The following is a 20374-nucleotide window of genomic DNA, read 5'->3' as shown; positions in this document are numbered from 1 at the left end:
TCGAACTCGCCCGATGGGTAGGGGAGAAGATCGCATGAATCGGCACTTCCCGAGGGCCGTTCCGGCTGTGAGCGGCCGCAGATGTCCCGACGCCGGCCTCGAACCGCTCGCCCCCGGCGGCCGCTTCGTTGCCGCGGGCATGCCGGTCGCCGCCCTCAGCCCTCTCGAACTCGCCCGATGGGTAGGGGAGAAGATCGCATGAATCGGCACTTCCCGAGGGCCGTTCCGGCTGTGAGCGGCCGCAGATGTCCCGACGCCGCCGTCGAACCGCTCGCCCCCGGCGGCCGCTTCGTCGCCGTGGGCATGCCGGTCGCCGCCCTCAACCGTCTCGAACTCGCCCGTTGGACAGGGGAGAAGATCGCATGAATGAGCAACTCCCACCGGTCGCCCCGGCGGTGACAGCGGAACTCGTCGAGGCGCTGTCGCCGCGGCTGCGCAAGCGCCTCGACGCCGGCGTGGCCAAGCTCGTGGGACGCCCGGTCGTCGAGGACGGCGACACCGTGCGGATCGCCGTCGACGACGACACCGATCTCGAACTCCTCGCCCCCGGCGGTGCGGTGACCCGGGCCGAGGACATCCGCTGCGGCTGCCTGCTCGCGCCCGACTGCCTGCACCGCGCCGCCGCCGCATCGGCCGCACCCGTCGCCGAGGCCCCCGGGCCGGCGGCCGGGTCGGCCCCGCCGGAGGCCGCCGCGGAAGGGGCGCCCGCCGCCGAACCCGAGACCGCCACCCCGGAGCAGCGGGCCGCCGCCGAGGCCCTGCGCGCCGCGGGCGCCGCCGCCCTCGACGCGGGCATCGACGGCTCCGGCGCCGTCGTCCAGGCCGAACTGCTCAGGGCGGCGCACACCGCCCGGCTGGCCGGGCTGCCCCGCGCGGCCGCCGCGGCGGTCTCCGTCGTCACCCGGCTGCGCGCCGCCCGCGCCGCCGACGCCGGGCACCGCCTCGCCGACCTGGTCGCCGCGCTCCGCGAACTCCTCGGCACCGCGCACCGCGTCCCCCGCGCGACGGGCCCCGAACTGGCCGCCGTGCGCGGTACCGCCCGCCGGCCGTACACCCCGGACGGCTCGCTGCGGCTGTACGGGCTGTTCTCCGAGCCCGTCCTCACCGCGAGCGGCTACGCGGGCGCCGTCACCTGGACAGCCGATGCCGACGGCCGCCTCTACACCGTCTCCGACGTCGCCCCCGGCGGACCCGGCCGCGCCACCGGCGCCGCCGACCGGGCCGTGCGCATCGGCGACACCGCCCTCACCCACCGCGAACTCTCCCGCGCGGGACTGGCCGTGTCCGGTGCGACGGTCTCGCCCACCGGCCGGCTCGGCGCGGGCGCCGCCGTCCGCGCCGTACGGGCCTCCGGCGCCACCTGGACGGCCGAGCCGCTGGACCGCCTCTGGCGGGTGCCCGTCGCCGAGCAGGCCGTGCGGGCCCTGGGCACCGGCGACGGCCTGCTCTTCCTCGACGTCACCATCACCGGCACCGTCCGCGAGGCCGGCGGCGACTGCCTGCTCGCCCGGTGCGAGCACCTGACGCTGCGGCTCACCGCCGCGCACGACCACCCCGCGCTGCCCCACCGTGACAACCTGCGGCTGCTCGCGGGCGCGCCCGGCACCCGGCTGCGCGTCGTCGCCCGGCTCGACCCGGCCCCGCACCCCCGCGCGCTGCTGCTGGCCACCAGCCACCCGGCCGATCCCGACGCCCGCGTCGACACCGGCCTCGACCGCCTGCAGCGCGCGGACCTCCCCGCCGCCGTTCCGGCGGTCCCCCCGCTCCCGCCCGCCGCGCCCGACGAGGCCCCGGTCCACCTGCTGCTCCGCCGCGTCCACCAGGCCGTCTCCGGCGGCCGCCGGGTCCTCGCCCTGCCCACGGACTCCGCCCACGACGCCCGCCGCCTGCGCCGCACCGCCCTCCCGACCGCCGCGGACCTGGTCGACGACCTCCACCGCGCCGCGGCCGACCGGGGCCGCGACCCCTTCGGCCGCCTCCTGTCCGCCGACACCGACCGCTTCGCGCTCGCCTGGCTCGCCGCCGCCGTCTACACCGACGAACTCTCGCGCGCCCTGTGCGCCGCGGCCTGGGGCGCCGATCCATCCACCGACCCATCCACCGATCCGTCCACCGATCCGTCCGCGGACGTGCCGGCGCCGCCCGTCGGGGCGGTGGGCAGCCCGGCCTGACGGCTCAGCGGCGGAAGGCACGGCGGGCCGGCGGGCAGCCCTCCGCCGACCAGTCGGGAGGCGTGCAGGGCTGCTCGGCACCGGGACCGGATCCGGGGGCGAAGACGCACCCGCTCCACGTGCAGCGCACCCGGACACCGGCCCCGGCCGCCCCGAGCAGCCGCGCGGCGTCCTCCGCCGCCTCCAGCCAGGTGCCCTTGACGACCACGAGCGGTACGGAGTCCAGGAGTTGCCTGCTCCGCCAGGCGCTCAGCCCCGTCACGGAACGGAGCGCCCGCACGACGTCCAGCTTCCGGTCCGCGTCCCCGGCACCGGTCAGCAGCACGCTGTATCCCGGCTCCTCCATCCGCCACCTCCCCTCAGGAGACGATGTCCTTCCCGCGGAAGCCGCGGAAGGCCAGGGCGAAGAACACCACCGCGAAGGACAGCGACACCGACGTGCCCTTGAGTATGCCCGACCATTCCAGCCGGGGCTGCAGCGCGTCGATCCAGGCGTACTGCCAGTGCGTCGGCAGGACGTCCCGCAGCGAGCCCAGCGCCGTGATCGCGTCCAGGATGTTGGAGAGGATCGCGACGCCCACGGCCCCGCCGACCGCCCCCAGCGGCGCGTCGGTGAGCGTGGAGAGCCAGAAGGCGAAGCCCGCGACGGCCAGTTGGCCCACGAAGACGTAGAGGGCGGCGATCGCGAGCCGGCCCGTCGCGGTGCCCGGGGGCAGCGAGCCGGCCGTGGTGAGCTCCAGGTCGCCCCAGCCGTAGGCGAGAGTGCCGACCCCGAGTGCCACCGTGGGCAGCGCCAGCACGGCGGCGGCGCTGAAGGCGAGGGAGACCAGCGCCTTGGAGGCGAGCAGCCGGGCGCGGGGCACCGGAGCGGCCAGCAGGTAGCGCAGGGAGGACCAGTTGGCCTCCGAGGCGATCGTGTCGCCGAAGAAGAGGGCGACCGGGATCGTCAGCAGGAAGCCGGAGGAGACGAAGAGCACCGCCAGCGAGAAGTTGACACCCGAGGCGGTGGCGACGTCCATCATCGTCGGCCCGGAGTTCCGCCCCCGCGGGGTGCCGCCGATGGCGAAGGCCGCCCACACGACCACGGGCAGGCCGAGCACGACGCCGAACGCGACGAGGGTGCGGCGCCGCAGCAACTGCCGTACCGCCTCGACCCGCAGCGGGAGGGTGCGGCCCGGACGGTAGCCCTCGGCCAGTTCCAGGGTCTCGGTCATGCGGGACCTCCGATCAGGGTCAGGAACGCGTCCTCCAGGCGGCGGTGCGGGCCGACGCGCTCCACCGGCACGTCGAGCCGCAGCAGCTCGGACAGCAGCTCCGGCACGGTCATCGTGCCCGGCCGGACGAGCAGCCCCCCGTCGGCGGACTCCGCCGCCTCGACACCCGGCAGCGCCGACAGCTTCGCGGCGACCGCCTCCCGTGCGTCGTCGGCCATGCCCGGCGCGCCGACCATCAGCGTCTGCCCGCTCCCGGCGATCTCGCCGACCGGACCGGCCGCGATGAGCCGCCCCTTGTCCATGACGACCAGGTGCGTGCAGCTCTGCTCGACCTCCGACAGCAGGTGGCTGGAGACGAGGACGGTACGGCCGGCGGCCGCGTAACGGCGCACCACGTCGCGCATCTCGCGGATCTGCGGCGGGTCGAGCCCGTTGGTGGGCTCGTCGAGGATGAGCAGGTCGGGCAGGCCCAGCATGGCCTGGGCGATGGCGAGCCGCTGCCGCATGCCCTGCGAGTACGTGCGCACCGCGCGCTCCAGGGCCTCGCCGAGGCCCGCGATCTCCAGGGCCTCCTCGACGTGGGCGTCGACCGCCGGCCGGCCCGTGGCCCGCCAGTACAGCTCCAGGTTGGCCCGCCCCGTCAGGTGCGGCAGGAAGCCCGCGCCCTCCACGAAGGCCCCGACCCGGGACAGCACGGGCGCACCCGGCCGGATCGCGTGGCCGAACACGCGGATGGTGCCCGCGTCGGGCCGGATCAGGCCCATCATCATGCGCATCGTCGTCGTCTTGCCCGCCCCGTTGGGGCCGAGCAGCCCCAGCACCTGGCCCCGCTCCACCCGGAACGACACCTCGCGCACGGCGTAGCGGTCCGCAGCGCCGCGGTAGCGCTTGGACAGCCCGGAGATCTCCAGCGGGACGTCCGCGAGCGACGGGTCCGGCGCCTGCCGCACCGCGCCCGCCCGGCGGCGGCCGGTCAGCAGCAGCGCCGCCGCCAGCGCGAGTGCGGCGACCGGCAGCAGCCACACCCAGGCGGGCAGCGCGCCCTGGTCGGTGGTCAGTTCCGGGTCCGTCGGCACGCTCAGCACGGCGCCCGCCGGCAGCGACACCCGGTACGTGGCGGCCGCGACGGGGGAGGCGTAGCCGAGGTCGGTGGTGGACAGCACCAGCCGCAGCCGGTGGCCGGCGGCGAACTCGTGGTCGACGACGGGCAGTCGCACCGGCACCGTGCCGTCCTCCGCCACCCGCAGCGGTGCGACCAGTTGGTGGGGCAGCGACTCGCTGCCGCCGGGGCCCACGTCGTACAGCTTCGCGAAGAGCACCGCACCGGCGGGCGCGTCCGTCTCGACGGCGACCCGTGTCGTGGCCGCGCCCGTCAGGCGCAGCGACGACGTCAGCGGCGCCGAGTCGAAGGCGGCACGCTGACCGGGGAAGTCCAGCGACAGCGACAGTCCCTGGCCGAGGTCGGAGAGCTGGGAGAGCGCGCCCACACCGGGCACCGCGGAGATCGCGGGCGGGCTGCCGCCGGCCGGGTTGGCCACCGTCTGCGCGCGCCCGCCGAGCGGGACCGTATGGGTCCGGCTGCCCTCGAGCCCCGGGTACGCGTCGGCGTCCGCGCCGCGCCGCACCGCCCTGCCGTCGGTGGTGTCGACGCCCCCGGTCCGGGTGACGCGGAACGCCGGCCCGGTGTCGGTGCCCTTGTCCCGCTTCAGCCAGCGGTCGAACCAGGCCGTGGTGCGCGCCTCGATCCGGGACGTCTCCTGGTCGCCGCCGTCGTGCCCGCCGGAGAACCAGTCGACGGCCACGGGCGCGCCGTTCGCGGCGACGGCACGCGCGATGGCGTCGCCCTGGTCGAGCGGGAAGAGGGAGTCGTTCTGGCCCTGCACCACCAGGGTGGGCACCTTGATGCGGCCGGCCACCGAGGACGGGCTGGAGCGCGTCAGCAGCCGCAGCGTCGCGGCGTCCGGGCGGCCCGCGACGGCCGAACGGTCGTACATCGCGCACAGTTCGGCGGTGAAGCCGCACGCGGCTCCGCGCGAGCCCGTGGAGAAGAAGATCCCCGCCCACAGCTTCTTGAACACGCCCTGCGGGAAGAGCGCTTCACCCAGGTCCCACCAGGTGATCGCGGGCGCGATGGCGTCCACCCGACGGTCGTACCCGGCCGCCAGCAGCGAGATGGCCCCGCCGTAGGAGGCCCCCGCGACGCCGACCCGCGGGTCGTCCCGGCCGTCGCGCAGCACCTCGGGCCGCCGGCCCAGCCAGTCGACCAGCCGTGAGACGTCCGCGACCTCCGCGTCGGGGGAGTTGAGCCCGATCCGCCCGCCGGAGGCGCCGAAGCCCCGCGCGGACCAGGTCAGCACGGCGTAACCGCTGCGGGCGAGGGACTCGGCCTGGCCCCGCATGTCGTCCTTGCTGCCGCCGAATCCGTGCGCGAGCAGCACCGCCGGGCGCGGCGACGACCCGCCGGAGGTGAAGTAGGAGGTGTCGATCCGCACCTTGGCGGCGCTGCCCGGGGCCTCGGGCAGCGAGAAGACCCGGTCCTGGCGGCGCACGGGTGCGGGGGAGTCGGCCGTCGCGAGGGTGACGGCGCCGCCTCCGGCGAGCAGGGCGAGGGCGGCGGCACCGGCCGCCAGCCGCCGCCGTGTGCGCCAGGTCCTGGGCAGGGCGAATGGCATGCGTGATCCTCGGACGGGGACGACGGGCGTGACGCTCCCACTATGCATTCCGGTGATCACCCGCGACGTCCGCCTCAGGCACCGGATCGGCGTACTCCACCGGGAGTACGGTGGCGACCGTGCCCCTCGAACGACTCGTCACCGCCCCCCTGCCCCGGCTGGGCCTCGGCCTCGCGGCCGTCGGCCGTCCCGCCTACATCGACCTCGGCCGCGCCGCCGACCTGCCCGCCGACCGCACCGTCGAGGCGATGCGGGACCGCGCCCACGCGGTCCTCGACACCGCCTACGCGCTCGGCATCCGCTACTTCGACGCGGCCCGCTCCTACGGCCGGGCCGAGGAGTTCCTCGCGAGCTGGCTGGACGCCCACCCCGAGGCCACCGACGTGGTGGTCGGCAGCAAATGGGGCTACACCTACACCGCCGGCTGGCGCGCCGACGCCGAGGTGCACGAGGTCAAGGACCACAGCGCCGCCACCTACGACCGGCAGATCGCCGAGACCCGCGCGCTGCTCGGCGACCGCCTCGACCTCTACCAGATCCACTCCGTCACCCCGGACAGCCCGGCCCTCGCCGACCGCGACCTGCACGCACGCCTCGCCCGGCTGGCGGCCGACGGGGTGGCCGTGGGCCTGTCCACCAGCGGTCCGCTGCAGGCCGAGGCGATCCGCGCGGCACTGAAGGTGACGGTGGACGGGCAGCGCCTGTTCACCGTCGTGCAGGCCACCTACAACCTGATGGAGCCCTCCGCCGGACCCGCCCTGGCCGAGGCCCACGACGCCGGACTGACGGTGATCGTCAAGGAGGCCATGGCCAACGGCCGTCTGGCGACGGCCGATCCGGAATCCCCCCTCGCCGAGGTGGCCGACCTGACCGGCGCCACACCCGACGCGGTCGCCCTCGCCGCGGTCCTGCGCCGCCCCTGGGCCGGCATCGTGCTCTCCGGCGCGGCCACGACCGGCCAGGTGACCGCCAACGCCCGCGCCGCCTCCGTCGAGCTCGACGCCGAGCAGCTCGCCCGGCTGACGCCGCTGGCGGAACCTGCCCCGGCGTACTGGCGGCACCGCTCGGAGCTCCCCTGGAGTTAGGCCCCGCCCGTGTCCCCGCGGGTCGTCGAACTCCCTGCCCCCGGCTTTCGGCCGGGGGAGTTGCCGAACCGTCCGGGGCCGGCGGGCGCGCGGCTAACGGACGCCCGAGCCCACGAGGCCCGCCGGGCGCGGCGAGCCCGCCAGGAATCCCCCGATCCGCGCCCGCAGTCCGGCGGCGTCCAGGCCGTGCGCCGCCACGTGCTCCTGCCAGGTGCCGTAGCGGCGCAGCTCCTCCCGGGCGGTGCCCAGCGCGAGGACACGGTGCGGCAGGTCGAGCAGCGCCTCGGCGGCGAACGACACCGACGTGCCCGCCAGGTACGGCTCGACCAGCACCACGTCCGCCGCGTCCGTGCCCGCCACGGCCGCCCGCAGCCCGGCCGTGTCGAAGGGGCGCACGGTCGAGGCGTACAGCACCGTGAGGTCCAGGTCCGCGACCGCCTCCAGCGCGGCGTCCAGGAGCGGACCCACGGCGACCACCACGCCCGCCCGGCCCTCGCGCAGCACCCGGAAGCGGCCCGGCGAGACAGGCTGCGCGGTGCGGTTGGACTGCTCGCTGAGCCGTACGTAGACCTGGTTGTCCTCGTCGGCCGCCGCGTGCCGGACAAGGGCCTCGGCCTCGTCCGGGTGGCCGGGCACGTGCACGGTCCAGCCGTCCAGGGTGTCCAGCAGGGCGACGTCACCGGGGGCCTGGTGGGTACGGCCCCCCGCGGCGATGTCGTACGAGCCGCCCGAACTGACCAGCACCGCGCCCGCGCCCTGGTGCCCCAGGTCCAGCTTGACCTGCTCGAAGGGGCGTTCCACCAGGAAGCTGCAGAAGGTGTGGACGATCGGCCGCAGCCCGGTCAGCGCCAGCCCGCCCGCGACGCTGACCAGCAGCTGCTCGCGGATGCCCACGTCGATCACCCGGTCGGGGTGGTCGTGGGCGGCGTCCGTGAAGCGGTCCCCGGAGATCACGGCCAGCACGACGGCCAGCCTGGGGTCCTCGTCCAGCAGGCGGGTGGCGACGGCGGTGAAGCGGTCACGCATGGTGTCCATGGGAAGGTCTCCTCGGCTCGGGGCGGTGGTCAGCGCTTGGGTTCGACACGGGCGACGACGGCGTGCGGCCGCCCGGGGTGCGGCGCGGTGAACGCCTCGTGGAGTGCCTCGTGGTCGCGGCCGTCGACGCCCGTCACGGACCAGCCCTCACCCGCGAAGAGCGAGGCGGGACCTCCCGGGCGCCGGTAGGTGGCGGAGGTGTTGTCGACGGCGACGACGTGCAGGCCCTCCAGCCCCATGGCTCCGGCGAAGGCGACGGCCTCGTGGTTGCTGCCCTCGTCCAGTTCGGCGTCACCGACCAGCACCCACACCTTGGCGTCGGTCAGTCCCTGCGCCCGCAGTCCCAGGGCGCTGCCCACCGCGATCGGCAGTCCGTGGCCGAGCGATCCGGAGCCGATCTCGACGCCCGGCACGAGCACGCGGTCCGGATGGTGCCCGAGCGGTGAGCCGAAGGAGCCGAAGTCCGGCAGCCATTCCTCGGGGACGAATCCCTTGGCGGCGAGTACCGCGTAGTACGCCATCGGGCCGTGGCCCTTGGAGAGCAGGAAGCGGTCCCGGTCGGCGTCCTCCGCCGTCCCCGGGGTCACCCGCAGCACCCGGTCGTAGAGCACCCACAGCACGTCGAGGGTGGAGGTGGCGGCGGGGCCGTGCTTCTCGTCGCCGGTCATGAGCGACATCAGCCGCCGGAGGTCGTCGTATCCGTACGCGGTGTCCGCACTGGTCGGAGTCATGAGTCGAGGGTGCAACTTCAAGTCGGCTTGAGGTCAAGCGCTACGCTCGGCCCCATGAGCGACTCCGCACCCCGCCGCGACCGCCTGGCCATCGGCGAGCTCGCCGCCCGCAGCGGCCTCGCCACCTCGGCCCTGCGCTACTACGAGGACCTCGGCCTCATCCGCTCCGAGCGCACCGCCGGCGGGCAGCGCCGCTACGCCCGCTCCACGCTGCGCCGCGTCGCCTTCGTCCGGGCCGCCCAGCGGGTCGGCCTGTCGCTGGAGGAGGCCGGCGCCGCCCTCGCCCGGCTCCCCGAGGACCGCTCCCCCAGCGCCGCCGAGTGGAACGGCGTCGCCCGCACCTGGACCCGCCGCATCGACGAGCAGATCGCGGAGCTGGAACGGCTCAAGGGCAACCTGACCGGCTGCATCGGCTGCGGCTGCCTCTCCCTGCGAAAGTGCTCGCTCTACAACCCGGACGACACCGCCGCCGCCAAGGGCCCCGGCGCGCGGTACCTGCTCGGCGACGAGTCGGCTACACCCCGTCGACCTTGAAGGGGTCGTGTTCGGAGAGCAGCTTGTCCAGCCGGGCCTGGTCGACCCGGCTCGTCACCTGACCGGCCTCCTGCCGGTCGCGGACGACCTTGGCGAGCGTGAACGCCGAGGTCACCACGTAGAGCAGCCCCACCGCCAGGAAGGCCCGCACCCACGGGCCGACCGGCAGGTAGGCGATGCCCACGACCATCGCCCCGAGGGCGACGGCGAACGAGATCACGGCCTGGGCCGAGTAGGCCGCCGTGTTCTGCTGCTGGATCGGATTCGCCATGCCTGAAGCATCGGCCGCCGTGGCCCCCGCCACATGAGTACGGCTACTCATCCCGGGCCGGGTACCCGGCCGCGGCGGCACCGCGCGGGGCACGGGAATGGTGCGAGCGAGCACCCGACGACGTGCGGTATTGTTCTCGTGCGCGGTCGGCCGGGTGGGAAGCCCGGCGCGATCCGGCACCGGGACGTGGCGCAGCTTGGTAGCGCACTTGACTGGGGGTCAAGGGGTCGCAGGTTCAAATCCTGTCGTCCCGACGGTGCTGACCAGCGGGTTTGTCATTCGTGACAAACCCGCTGGTTGCGTTTGCGGCACAAGAGGCGCGGACGGAGCGGGACGGCGCCGCCCTGCCGCCCCCGGGTGGGAGCCGCGCCGCCACCCGGCCCCCGAGGCCCCGCCCGTGCGCCGGGAAGCCTCCGTGCGCCGTGCCGCAGGGCCGGAAAACGCTTGGACTCGGTGCGGGCCCACGCGGGACACTGCCACTTCCGGACCGCCCGTTCATCGCACGCCGGCCTCGTCGCGAGCCGCGCGGACCGCCGGCCCCGACGAAGCGCCGCGCCGCAACGGTGGCGGCGGCACCTCCCGGAGAAGCACGCGGCAGCGCGCCGCACGACACCGCAGGGTGGAGATGGGATCGCCTGAGTCATACAGGTTCCGGTCGGCCGGGGGCCCGGTGCTCCTGGCACTTCGTCACTACGGAAGGGAGCTGGCCCGGCTACGGTGGCTGACGCTTCCGGCGATGCTGTCGCCGGCCCTCGGCAACATCGGCATCAACTACGTCGCACCGCTGGTCGTCGCGAAGCTCGTCGGCGGCTTCGTCGACGGCACCGCCCCCGGCCTCGGGGCGACCCTGCCCTACGTCCTGGCCTTCGCCGGCGTGCTGCTGCTCGCGGAGACGCTGTGGCGGATCGGCCTGCACTGCCTCAACCGCCTCGACGCTCTCGGCATCGAGCACCTGTACGTGGTCGGCATGGACGAGCTGTTCGCCAAGGACGCGTCCTTCTTCCACGACAACTTCGCCGGGTCCCTCACCAAGCGGGTGCTGAGCTTCGCCTCGCGCTTCGAGGAGTTCGTCGACACGCTGACCTTCAACGTCCTGGGCAGCTTCGTACCGCTGCTGTTCGGGTCGGTGGTGCTCTGGGCCTACGAACCGCTGCTGGTAGTCGGCCTCTTGGTGATGATCGCGGTGACCGCGCTGTGCGTGGCGCCCCTCATCCGCCGGCGCCAGGCGCTCGTCCGCCGGCGCGAGGAGGCGATCGCCCGGGTGTCCGGGCACGTCGCCGACAGCCTGATGAACATGGACACCGTCCGGGCGTTCGCCGCCGAGGAACGCGAGGCCGCCGAGCACCGCTCCCGTGTCGCCGAGTCGCGCAGGCTCACGCTCAAGTCGTGGGACTACGGCAACCTCCGCATCGACACCCTGGTCGCGCCGCTGTCCGTGCTCACCAACGCGCTCGGCCTGCTGCTCGCGGTCACGCTCGGCGCGGGCACGCACGGTGTGGAGGCGGTCGTGGTGGCCTTCACCTACTACTCCAACGCGACGCGGATCATGTTCGAGTTCAACCAGATCTACCGCCGTCTGGAGAGCTCGATGACGGAGGCCGCGCAGTTCACCGAGCTGCTGCTCAAGCCGCCCACCGTGCTCGACCCGCCCGTGCCGGAGCCGCTGCGGTCCCGGGGCGCCGGCGTCCGCTTCGAGCACGTGACCTTCGCCCACGGGGGCGGGGAGCCGCTCTTCGACGGGCTCGACCTGGCCGTGCCCAGCGGCGCCAGGATCGGGCTGGTCGGCCGGTCCGGGGGCGGCAAGACCACGCTCACCCGGCTGCTGCTGCGGATGAACGACATCGACGGCGGCCGGATCCTGATCGGCGGGCAGGACATCACCCGGCTGCGCCAGGCGGACCTGCGCAGCCTGATCTCGTACGTGCCGCAGGACCCCGCGATGTTCCACCGCTCGCTGCGGGACAACATCGCCTTCGCCCGGCCGGACGCCTCCGAGGGCGAGATCCGCCGCGCGGCCCGGGCGGCCCACGTCACGGAGTTCGCCGATGCACTGCCCGGCGGTTTCGACACGATGGTCGGCGAGCGCGGGATCAAGCTCTCCGGCGGACAGCGGCAGCGGGTCGCGCTCGCCCGGGCGATCCTGCGCGACGCGCCGATCCTGCTGCTCGACGAGGCGACCAGCGCCCTTGACTCGGAGAGCGAGATCCTCGTCCAGGAGGCGCTGTGGCGGCTCATGGAGGGGCGGACGGCGCTTGTGGTGGCGCACCGGCTGAGCACGGTCGCCGGCATGGACCGGCTGGTCGTCCTGGACCGCGGACGCATCGTCGAGCAGGGCACCCACCAGGAGCTGCTCGCGGAGGACGGCGCCTACGCCAAGCTGTGGCAGCACCAGTCGGGCGGCTTCCTGGACGACACCGCGCAAGCGGCGGCCGACCTGCGCTGAACCGGGCTGTACGGCCGTGCGGGCGCCCGTCGCCCGCCGGCCGGGCCGCCGGTCAGACCGCCCCGGTGGGCTGCGTCACCGCGATGGACACGTCGGTCCCCGGCACCTCGCGGCCGTCGTCGGTGAGGAAGCCGACGTGGACGGCCTGGCCGGTCGAGTGCGTGCGCCGGCGCGCGGAGGGGCCGGACGGGCGTGGCCGGTGGCGGTCGCCCCACTGCTGGAGGGAGGCCATGACGAGGTCGAGCTCGCGCCCGGCGTCCGTCAGGTGGTAGCTCTGCCGCTGCCGGCTGCCCGGTTCCCGGTACGTGCGCGTGCACAGGACCCCGGCGTCGACGAGCAGCTTGAGCCGGGTGCTGAGGAGGTTGGGCGCGATCCCGAGCGAGGTCTGGATCTCGGCGAAGCGGTGCCGTCCGGCGAAGATCTCGCGCAGCACCAGCAGGGACCAGCGCTCACCGAGGATCTGCAGGCTCCGCTCGATCGAGCAGGCCGGCTGGTCCTCCTCGGGACCCGACACGTGCCGTCCGGTCGCCACTGCCGCTCACCTCCTGGGACGATGCGTTCGCCGCCCCGCCGGGTCGTCGCGACCGCGCGGCGGCGGAAGGACAGTGTACACCTAGGTTTCCTCTTGCTACTCAGCCCCGGCCCCCGGCCGGAGGGGCGGGCACGCGTCACGCCCGTTGTCGGAGGCGATGGCTACGGTGGGCGCATGCCCGATTCCGAAGACGTCCGACGCATCGCCCTCTCGCTGCCCGAGACGGTGGAGAAGGAGGCCTGGAGCATGCCCACGTTCCGGGTCGCCGGGAAGATGTACCTCACGCTGCCCGACGACGAGACCTCCTTCGCGGTGCGCTGCCCCATGCACGAGCGGGGCGAGCTGATCGCGGCCGAGCCCGGGAAGTTCTGGGTCCCGCCGCACGAGGCCGGGTCGAACTGGGTGCGGGTGCGGCTCGCCGCCCTGGACGACATGGACGAGCTCCGCGACATCGTCGCCGACTCCTGGCGGCAGGCGGCGCCCCCGCGACTCACCGAGGCCGCCGGCCCGGCGACGGGAGCCGGCGCGTGACCGCCCCGGCCGTGCCCCTCAAGGCCGACTTCACCTTCACCGGGCCGATCGAGCGGACCGCCGCCGCGGCGGCCCGCGCCGAGGCGCACGGCGCGGACGGCGTGCTGGTCAACGAGATGCGGCACGACGCCTTCCTCCAGCTCGCCCTCGCCGCGGGCGCCACCCGGCGGGCCGACCTGGTCAGCGGCGTCGCGATCGCCTTCGCCCGCAACCCGATGACGGTGGCCACGGCCGCCTACGACGTCCAGCGGCTCTCCGGCGGGCGGCTGTCCGTCGGCCTCGGCTCCCAGGTCAAGCCGCACATCACCCACCGCTACGGCATGCCCTGGTCGCGCCCCGCCGCCCGCATGAAGGAGTTCGCGGGCGCCCTGCGCGCCATCTGGCACAGCTGGCAGACCGGCGAACGGCTGCGCTTCCGCGGCGAGTTCTACACCCACACCCTGATGACGCCGATGTTCGACCCGGGCCCCCTGCCGTCCGGGCCGCCCCGCATCTGGCTCGCCGGCGTCGGCCCGATGATGACCGCCGTCGCGGGCGAGACCGCCGACGGGCTGATCTGCCACGCCCTCACCTCGGCGGACTACCTCCGGCAGGTCACGCTGCCCGTCGTCCGCAAGGCCAGGGAGGCCTCCGCGCACGCCGGGCAGCCCTTCGACGTGGTGTGCAACGCCCTGGTGGCCACCGGCCGTACCGAGGAGGAGTACGCGGCGGCCCTCACCGCCACCCGCGAGCGGATCGCGTTCTACGCGTCCACCCCCGCCTACCGTGCCGTGCTCGACCTCCACGGCTGGGGCGATCTCCACGACGAACTGCACCGGCTGTCCGTGCGCGGCCGCTGGGCGGAGATGGGCCGGCTGGTCGACGACGACGTCCTGGACGCCTTCGCCGTCCACGGCGAACCGCGGGCCGTCGGCCGGGCCGTGCGCGACCGCTTCGCGGGACTGTGCACACGCGTCACCGTCTCCCTGCCCGACGAGGCCGACGACACCCTGGCCCTCGACGTCCTCAACGGGGTGCGTGACTGACGGGCCGCCGGGCCGCCGGGCCGCCGGGCCGACTGGCCCTGACCAGGCCGCACGACGATCGGCGGACCCTACATCCATCCGGAGGCTTCCGCGCGACTTACGGAACCTTCCCATCCGCGAACGCCTACGTGCGGCAGTGTGTCCCCATGAGATCGCGCCCGTACGTACTGCTGTCCGTGGCCTCCTCGCTGGACGGATGCCTGGACGACACGAGCACGACCCGGCTGCTGCTCTCCAACGAGGAGGACTTCGACCGGATCGACGAGGTCCGCGCCGGGGTGGACGCCATCCTCGTGGGGGCCAACACCATACGTTCCGACGACCCCCGGCTCCTGGTGTGCTCGCCCGAGCGCCGCGAACGGCGCGTCCGCGCCGGGCTGTCGCCGACGCCGGTCAAGGTCACGGTCACGGAGAGCGGGAAACTGGACCCCGGCGCCCGGTTCTTCACCACCGGGGAGTGCGAGAAGGTCGTCTACACGACGTCCGGCGCGAGCGACTGCGTCCGCGAACGCCTGGGCGACCGCTGCTCCGTCGTCGACGCCGGCGACCCGCTCGACGTCCGTGTCCTGCTCGCCGACCTCGCCGGACGCGGCGTCGAACGGCTCATGGTCGAGGGCGGGGGCGTCGTCCACACGATGTTCCTCAGCTCCGGCCTCGTCGACGAACTCCACCTCGTCTACGCACCGTTCTTCGTCGGCCAGGCCGACGCCCCGCGCATGGTGCACCCCGCGGTCTTCCCCCAGGGCCCCCAGCACCGGATGACGCTCGCGGAGACCCGCCAGATCGGCGACGTCGTGCTGCTGCGCTACCTGCCGCGCCAGGACGCCTGACCGCCCCGGCGGGGCCGCCCGCCGGGCGGTGGTCTTCGGCGTGCCCCCGGGGCCCCATGAACCGCGGCCGTGCCGCCCGCGCGTGGACCGCGCGGGTCCCAGGCCGGGGGTGACCTCGTCGGCGACTGCGGACCGGAACGGCCGCCCCGGCAGCGGAAGGCGCCCCCGGGGCCCCGGACCTGCCGGGTCAGGGGGTGGGGCCGCCCGCCGACGCGGAGACCAGCGTGCGGGTGTCCTCCGCGGCCGCGGCCGGGGCCGGGAAGCCCGCGACGGACCGCGGGGCCGGGCGGTGGCGCCACAGCCAGAGCACGTCGCGGCCGAACGACCACACGAGCGAGGCCAGCGCGAGCACCGTCAGGGCGGCCGAGACCCCGGCGGGCACGAGCCCCGAACAGGCCACGAGCAGGACGACGCCCTGCGTGGCCGCCACCGTCTTGCGGGCGAAGCTCGGCGGGAGCGGCGCGTTGAGCCACGGCAGCACCCACGCCGCCGCCACGAACGCGTAGCGCATGGCGCCGATCACCAGCACCCACGGACCCAGCGTCAGGGCGAGCCGTGCGCTCAGCACGAGGATCAGAAAGGCGTCGACCTCCATGTCGAAGCGCGCGCCCAGGGCGGACGAGGTGCCCGTGCGACGCGCTACCTTGCCGTCCACCGCGTCGAGGGCCAGCGCCACCGCGGTCAGCCCGGTGAGCAGCGGGGCGCCGTGCGTGACGCCTCCCGCCACCATGGCCGTCACGCCGCCGACGAGCACCGCCCGGGTCAGGGTGACGTGGTCGGCCGGGCCCAGCGAGCGGCGCCCCGCCCGCCGCAGGCCCGCCGCCAGCAGCGCCCAGGTGCCCGCCGCGTAGACGGTCCCGGCGAGCCAGCCGACGGTGTCCAGGCCCACGGTGGCCCACAGCGCGGCGAACAGCGCCAACTGGGCCGCCGCCGCCCCGGCCTGCTCACGGCCCGCGGTACCCCCACGGAACTCGGATCCAACGGTCATCACGGTCATGAGACGTCCCCGCTTGTCGCCTGTGCGGCACAGCCGCGTACGGTCGGGCCCGGCACCACCTGGATGGCCGGTGTCTGTTGCCCGCCATGGAGTACGGAGGAAAACGGTGGAGCGTTCGGCGCGCGCGTTCTGGCTTCGCGAACCAGGCGAGGGCGAGGTCAGGGAGACGCCCCTCGCGGAACCCGGTGCGGGGGAGGTGCTGGTGCGCACCCTGTACTCCGGGGTGAGCCGCGGCACCGAGACCCTGGTGTTCCGGGGCGGGGTGCCCGCGAGCCAGCACCAGGTCATGCGGGCGCCGTTCCAGGACGGCGAGTTCCCGGGGCCGGTGAAGTACGGCTACCTCAACGTGGGCCTCGTCGAGCAGGGGCCGCCCGGGCTGCTCGGCCGCACCGTCTTCTGCCTCTACCCGCACCAGACCCGGTACGTCGTCCCGGCCGCCGCCGTGACGCCCGTGCCCGACGACGTCCCGGCGGGGCGCGCGGTGCTGGCGGGCACCGTCGAGACCGCCGTCAACGCGGTCTGGGACGCGGGCCCGCAGATCGGGGACCGGATCGCCGTGGTCGGTGCCGGCATGGTCGGCTGCAGCGTCGCCGCCGTCCTCGCGGGCGTCCCGGGGGCGCGGGTGCAGCTCGTCGACGTAGACCCCTCCCGCGCCGCCGTCGCCGAGGCGCTCGGCGTCGGCTTCGCCCACCCCGACGCGGCCGAGGGCGGCTGCGACCTGGTCGTGCACGCCAGCGCCACCGAAGCGGGTCTCGCCCGCTCCCTGGAACTGCTGGAGCCGGAGGGCACCGTCGTCGAGCTGAGCTGGTACGGCGACCGGCGGGTCAGCCTGCCGCTGGGCGAGGCATTCCACTCCCGCCGCCTGGCCGTGCGCAGCAGCCAGGTCGGCACCGTCTCACCCACGCGCCGCACCCGGCGCACCTATGCGGACCGGATGGCCCTGGCCCTGCGCCTGCTCGCCGATCCGGTCTACGACGCCCTCGTCACCGGCGAGAGCGACTTCGAGGAACTGCCCCTGCTGATGAAGGAGATCGCAGGCGGTGAACGTTCCGTGCTCTGTCACCGTATTGCCTACCGTCCCGGTTAGGCCTTTGGGGAAGGTTGTCCTCGCGTGTTCAGTATCACCGTCCGCGACCACGTCATGGTCGCCCACAGCTTCCGCGGCGAGGTCTTCGGACCCGCGCAGCGGCTGCACGGCGCGACGTTCCTGGTGGACGCCACGTTCCGCCGCCCGGAACTCGACGCCGACAACATCGTCGTCGACATCGGCCTCGCCACCCAGGAGCTGGGCGCGGTGCTCGCCGCGCTCAACTACCGCAACCTCGACGACGATCCGGACTTCTCCGGGATCAACACCTCCACCGAGTTCCTGGCGAAGACCATCGCCGACCGGCTCGCCGACCGCGTGGCCGCGGGCAAGCTCGGCGAGGGTGCGCACGGCCTGACCGGCATCTCGGTCACGTTGCACGAGTCGCACGTCGCCTGGGCGAGCTACGAGCGTTCTCTGTGAGGACGCCCGCGCGCTCGACCGCCCCCGCTCCGGCGGGGGCGGCCCCCGCGTACGTCGTCCTCCCGGGCGACGTCGACGACGCCACCGCACCCAGCGGCGGCAACGTCTACGACCGCCGCCTGAGCCAGACCCTTGCGGCGGCGGGCCGGCCGCTGCGGGAACTCCCCGTGCGGGGGACGTGGCCGCGTCCCGGCACCGCCGCCCGCCAGGCCCTGGCCAAGGCGCTCACGGCGGTGCCGGACGGCGCCGTCGTCCTCCTCGACGGGCTCGTGGCCTGCGGCGTCCCCGAGATCGTCGTCCCGCACACGCGCCGGCTGCGCACCGCCGTCCTGGTGCACCTGCCGCTCGCCGACGAGACCGGCCTCGACCCCGCGGCCGCCCGGGAACTCGACGCCCTGGAGCGCGAGACCCTGCGGGCCGCCGCCGCGGTCGTCGCCACCAGCCCCTGGGCCGCCCGGCGCATCGCCGAGCGGCACGCGCTGCCCGCCGACCGGGTCCACGTCGTCACCCCCGGTACCGACCCCGCGCCGCTCGCGCCCGGCTCGCCGGACGGCACGCGGCTGCTGTGCGTCGCCTCGCTGACCCCCCGCAAGGGCCACGACCTGCTGGCCGAGGCGCTCGCCGCCGTCGCCGACCTGCCCTGGACCTGCCGCTGCGTGGGCCCGCTCGGCCGCGACCGCGAACACCTTGCACGCGTACGCGCGCTGATCGGCCGGCACGGCCTCGACGACCGCGTGCAGCTCACCGGCCCGCTCACCGGCGAACCCCTCGCGGCCGAGTACGCCGCCGCCGACCTGCTCGTCCTGCCGTCCCGCGCCGAGACCTTCGGCATGGTCGTCACCGAGGCCCTGATGCGCGGCACACCCGTCCTGGCCACCGACGCCGGGGGAGTGCCCGACGCACTCGGCCTGGCACCGGACGGCACACCGCCCGGCCTCCTCGTCCGCCCGGACGACACCACCGAACTCGCCGCGGCGCTCCGCCGCTGGCTCGACGACGCCGACCTGCGCGACCGGCTGCGGACGGCGGCCCGCCGGCGGCGCGGGACGCTGCACGGCTGGGAGCACGCCGCGCGGCAGATGGACGCGGTGCTCGAACTGCTGCGGGAGGGAACCCGATGACCACGTCCGACACCGCCCCCTTCACACCGCACTGGCTCGCGCTGCGCGAGGACGCCGACGCCGCGGCCCGCGCCCACGACCTGCTCGGCCCGCTCCGCGAGCACCTCGCGGGCGCGCCCCGCGGCGCGGGACCGCTCGTCGTCCGCGACCTCGGATGCGGCACCGGCTCCATGGGCCGATGGCTCAGCGGCCGCCTCCCCGGACCGCAGCACTGGATCCTGCACGACCACGACCCCGCCCTCCTCGCCCTCGCCGCGGCGAGCCTCGGCGGCCTCACCGCGGGCGGCAGCCCCGTCACCGCCGAGACCCGCGAGGGCGACCTCACCCGGCTGGCCGCCGCAGACCTCGCCGGGACCTCGCTCGTCACCGGCTCCGCGCTGCTGGACCTGCTCACCGCCGACGAGATCGACGCCCTCGCCGCCACCTGCACCGCCGCCGGTGTCCCCGTGCTCTTCGGCCTCTCCGTGGTCGGCGAGGTCGAACTCGGGCCCGCCGACCCCCTCGACGAGGACATCACCGCCGCCTTCAACGCACACCAGCGGCGCACGGCAGGCGGCCGCGCACTGCTCGGCCCCGACGCCCTCGACACCGCCGCCCGGGCGTTCACCCGGCACGGCGCCACCGTCACGACCCGGCCGAGCCCCTGGCGGCTCGGTGCGGACCGGTCCGCGCTCACCGCCGAGTGGCTGCGCGGCTGGGTCGGCGCCGCCGTCGAACAGGAGCCCGGCCTGGCCGCCCCCGCGCAGGCCTACCTAGGCCGCCGGCTCGAGGACTGCGCGGCCGGGCGGCTGACCGCCGTCGTCGGCCACGGCGACCTGCTCGCCCTGCCCGGAGGCGGGGCCCGGTGAGGCAACGACTGTGGGCCTGGCTGCGGCTGCTGATCGGCGCGGGCATCCTCGCCGCCCTCGTGTGGCGGCTCGGCACCGGCGCGTTCGTCGACGGCCTGCGGGTCGTCGACGGCCGCGCGGTCCTCGCCGCGCTCGCGATCGGCCTGTTCACCACCGTGACGAGCGCCTGGCGCTGGTGCCTGGTGGCCCGCCGGCTCGGCCTGCGGCTCCCGCTGGCCCGGGCCGTCTCCGACTACTACCGGGCGCTGCTGCTCAACGCGGTGCTCCCGGCCGGGGTCCTCGGCGACGTCGACCGGGCCGTCCGGCACGGCAAGCACTCGGGCGACGTCGGCCGCGGCGTGCGCGCCGTCGTCCTGGAGCGCGTCGGCGGCCAGGTGGTCGTCCTCGTGCTCGGCGGGGCCGTCCTGCTCACCCGGCCCGCCTTGGTCACGGCGATCGCCGGCGACCTCGTTCCGGGCCGGGCCGCGGAGGTCACGGCCGGCGTGCTGCTGGTCCTCGTGGCGCTCGGCGGATGGCTGCTGTGGCGGCGCGGCGCCAGGGGGCGGCAGGCGCTCGCCACCGGGCTGGCCGACGTCCGCGGCGGACTGCTCGCCCGCGGCACCTGGCCGGGGGTGGTCGCGCTGTCCGCGGCGGGACTCGCCGGCCACATCGCCCTGTTCGTGGTCGCGGCCCGCGTCGCCGGCTCGTCGGCGCCGGTCACGACGCTCGTGCCGCCCCTCGTCCTGGCCCTGCTCGTGATGGGACTGCCCGTCAACATCGGGGGCTGGGGCCCGCGCGAGGCCGCCGCGACGCTCGCCTTCGGCGCGGCCGGGCTGGGCGCCGCG

20 protein-coding genes, 1 tRNA gene and 2 pseudogenes are annotated in these 20374 nt (G+C 75.3%); 15 read left to right on the top strand and 8 right to left on the bottom strand.

The window, feature by feature from the left end:
• Nucleotides 1-118: 118 nt before the first annotated feature.
• From ACFW3D_RS06435 to ACFW3D_RS06425, 3 genes and pseudogenes are all read left to right on the top strand, one after another.
• Nucleotides 119-202 (top strand): annotated as a pseudogene (locus tag ACFW3D_RS06435) (VWA domain-containing protein); the annotation flags it as partial.
• Nucleotides 199-366, top strand: coding sequence for a hypothetical protein (locus tag ACFW3D_RS06430; RefSeq protein ID WP_500502022.1), 168 nt, complete (start codon nt 199-201; stop codon nt 364-366). The pseudogene ACFW3D_RS06435 and the gene ACFW3D_RS06430, both read left to right, overlap by 4 nt.
• Nucleotides 363-2171, top strand: coding sequence for a hypothetical protein (locus tag ACFW3D_RS06425; protein WP_500502020.1), 1809 nt, complete (start codon nt 363-365; stop codon nt 2169-2171). Before ACFW3D_RS06430 ends, ACFW3D_RS06425 begins: the two co-directional genes overlap by 4 nt.
• A 4-nt stretch (nt 2172-2175) precedes the next feature.
• On the opposite strand, the gene ACFW3D_RS06420 is transcribed toward ACFW3D_RS06425, so the two are convergent.
• Genes ACFW3D_RS06420 through ACFW3D_RS06410 form a run of 3 tightly spaced genes read right to left on the bottom strand, consistent with a single transcriptional unit; the run spans nt 2176 to nt 6057 of the window.
• The gene (locus ACFW3D_RS06420; RefSeq protein WP_500502018.1) at nt 2176-2517 is read right to left on the bottom strand and encodes a ribosomal protein L7/L12; all 342 of its coding nucleotides are present in this window, start codon (nt 2515-2517) and stop codon (nt 2176-2178) included.
• A gap of 13 nt (nt 2518-2530) precedes the next feature.
• The gene (locus ACFW3D_RS06415) at nt 2531-3385 is read right to left on the bottom strand and encodes an ABC transporter permease (RefSeq protein WP_500502016.1); all 855 of its coding nucleotides are present in this window, start codon (nt 3383-3385) and stop codon (nt 2531-2533) included.
• Nucleotides 3382-6057 (bottom strand): alpha/beta fold hydrolase, encoded by a 2676-nt coding sequence (locus ACFW3D_RS06410; RefSeq protein WP_500502014.1) that lies wholly within the window; start codon nt 6055-6057, stop codon nt 3382-3384. The genes ACFW3D_RS06415 and ACFW3D_RS06410 overlap by 4 nt, the downstream gene beginning before the upstream one ends.
• Before the next feature lie 119 nt (nt 6058-6176).
• Here ACFW3D_RS06410 and ACFW3D_RS06405 point away from each other — a divergent pair, with 119 nt between their 5' ends.
• Nucleotides 6177-7142 (top strand): aldo/keto reductase, encoded by a 966-nt coding sequence (locus tag ACFW3D_RS06405; protein WP_500502012.1) that lies wholly within the window; start codon nt 6177-6179, stop codon nt 7140-7142.
• Nucleotides 7143-7235: 93 nt separating this feature from the next.
• Here ACFW3D_RS06405 and ACFW3D_RS06400 read toward each other — a convergent pair whose 3' ends face one another.
• Nucleotides 7236-8177, bottom strand: a complete 942-nt coding sequence (locus tag ACFW3D_RS06400; RefSeq protein WP_500502010.1) for a transketolase family protein — start codon at nt 8175-8177, stop codon at nt 7236-7238.
• Nucleotides 8178-8206: 29 nt separating this feature from the next.
• A complete protein-coding gene (locus tag ACFW3D_RS06395; protein WP_500502008.1) occupies nt 8207-8908 on the bottom strand; it encodes a thiamine pyrophosphate-binding protein in 702 nt (233 codons plus the stop codon).
• A 54-nt stretch (nt 8909-8962) separates the two neighbouring features.
• Here ACFW3D_RS06395 and soxR point away from each other — a divergent pair, with 54 nt between their 5' ends.
• Nucleotides 8963-9442, top strand: coding sequence for a redox-sensitive transcriptional activator SoxR (soxR, locus tag ACFW3D_RS06390; RefSeq protein ID WP_500502006.1), 480 nt, complete (start codon nt 8963-8965; stop codon nt 9440-9442).
• Here the strand turns inward: soxR and ACFW3D_RS06385 are convergent.
• Nucleotides 9423-9713 carry a YiaA/YiaB family inner membrane protein gene (locus tag ACFW3D_RS06385; protein ID WP_500502004.1) on the bottom strand — a complete coding sequence of 97 codons (291 nt, stop codon included), beginning with the start codon at nt 9711-9713 and terminating at the stop codon, nt 9423-9425. The genes soxR and ACFW3D_RS06385 overlap by 20 nt on opposite strands.
• A gap of 180 nt (nt 9714-9893) precedes the next feature.
• Between ACFW3D_RS06385 and ACFW3D_RS06380 the strand changes: the two genes are divergently transcribed.
• Nucleotides 9894-9967: transfer RNA gene (locus tag ACFW3D_RS06380), tRNA-Pro, on the top strand.
• A 482-nt stretch (nt 9968-10449) separates the two neighbouring features.
• Nucleotides 10450-12156 carry an ABC transporter ATP-binding protein gene (locus ACFW3D_RS06375; protein ID WP_500502002.1) on the top strand — a complete coding sequence of 569 codons (1707 nt, stop codon included), beginning with the start codon at nt 10450-10452 and terminating at the stop codon, nt 12154-12156.
• A 52-nt stretch (nt 12157-12208) separates the two neighbouring features.
• On the opposite strand, the gene ACFW3D_RS06370 is transcribed toward ACFW3D_RS06375, so the two are convergent.
• Nucleotides 12209-12688, bottom strand: a complete 480-nt coding sequence (locus ACFW3D_RS06370; protein WP_500501999.1) for a winged helix-turn-helix transcriptional regulator — start codon at nt 12686-12688, stop codon at nt 12209-12211.
• A 174-nt stretch (nt 12689-12862) separates the two neighbouring features.
• Here ACFW3D_RS06370 and ACFW3D_RS06365 point away from each other — a divergent pair, with 174 nt between their 5' ends.
• The 3 genes from ACFW3D_RS06365 (at nt 12863) to ACFW3D_RS06355 (ending at nt 15074) form a co-directional block, all read left to right on the top strand.
• Nucleotides 12863-13219 carry an MmcQ/YjbR family DNA-binding protein gene (locus ACFW3D_RS06365; protein ID WP_500501997.1) on the top strand — a complete coding sequence of 119 codons (357 nt, stop codon included), beginning with the start codon at nt 12863-12865 and terminating at the stop codon, nt 13217-13219.
• The gene (locus ACFW3D_RS06360) at nt 13216-14244 is read left to right on the top strand and encodes a TIGR03617 family F420-dependent LLM class oxidoreductase (RefSeq protein WP_500501995.1); all 1029 of its coding nucleotides are present in this window, start codon (nt 13216-13218) and stop codon (nt 14242-14244) included. The genes ACFW3D_RS06365 and ACFW3D_RS06360 overlap by 4 nt, the downstream gene beginning before the upstream one ends.
• 146 nt (nt 14245-14390) lie before the next feature.
• Nucleotides 14391-15074 (top strand): RibD family protein, encoded by a 684-nt coding sequence (locus ACFW3D_RS06355; protein WP_500501993.1) that lies wholly within the window; start codon nt 14391-14393, stop codon nt 15072-15074.
• Between the two features lie 187 nt (nt 15075-15261).
• Here the strand turns inward: ACFW3D_RS06355 and ACFW3D_RS06350 are convergent, their stop codons facing one another.
• Nucleotides 15262-16062: a CDP-alcohol phosphatidyltransferase family protein gene (locus tag ACFW3D_RS06350; protein ID WP_500501990.1), complete on the bottom strand. Its 801-nt coding sequence runs from the start codon at nt 16060-16062 to the stop codon at nt 15262-15264.
• 115 nt (nt 16063-16177) lie between these two features.
• On the opposite strand from ACFW3D_RS06350, the gene ACFW3D_RS06345 reads away from it, so the two are divergent.
• The 5 genes and pseudogenes from ACFW3D_RS06345 to ACFW3D_RS06325 form a co-directional block, all read left to right on the top strand.
• A complete protein-coding gene (locus tag ACFW3D_RS06345) occupies nt 16178-17158 on the top strand; it encodes a zinc-dependent alcohol dehydrogenase (protein WP_500501988.1) in 981 nt (326 codons plus the stop codon).
• A 24-nt stretch (nt 17159-17182) separates the two neighbouring features.
• Entirely contained in the window at nt 17183-17581 is a 399-nt protein-coding gene (locus ACFW3D_RS06340; protein ID WP_018561096.1) for a 6-pyruvoyl trahydropterin synthase family protein, read from the top strand.
• Entirely contained in the window at nt 17578-18702 is a 1125-nt protein-coding gene (locus tag ACFW3D_RS06335) for a glycosyltransferase family 4 protein (RefSeq protein WP_500501985.1), read from the top strand. Before ACFW3D_RS06340 ends, ACFW3D_RS06335 begins: the two co-directional genes overlap by 4 nt.
• Nucleotides 18699-19550, top strand: a complete 852-nt coding sequence (locus ACFW3D_RS06330) for an SAM-dependent methyltransferase (protein WP_500501982.1) — start codon at nt 18699-18701, stop codon at nt 19548-19550. The genes ACFW3D_RS06335 and ACFW3D_RS06330 overlap by 4 nt, the downstream gene beginning before the upstream one ends.
• A pseudogene (locus ACFW3D_RS06325) lies at nt 19547-20371 on the top strand (lysylphosphatidylglycerol synthase transmembrane domain-containing protein); the annotation flags it as partial. The gene ACFW3D_RS06330 and the pseudogene ACFW3D_RS06325, both read left to right, overlap by 4 nt.
• Nucleotides 20372-20374 lie beyond the last annotated feature (3 nt).

This window comes from Streptomyces sp. NPDC058864, from assembly GCF_042742985.1.
In the GTDB taxonomy this organism is placed as follows: Bacteria; Actinomycetota; Actinomycetes; order Streptomycetales; family Streptomycetaceae; genus Actinacidiphila.
This window is presented reverse-complemented; position numbering and strand designations above follow the sequence as displayed.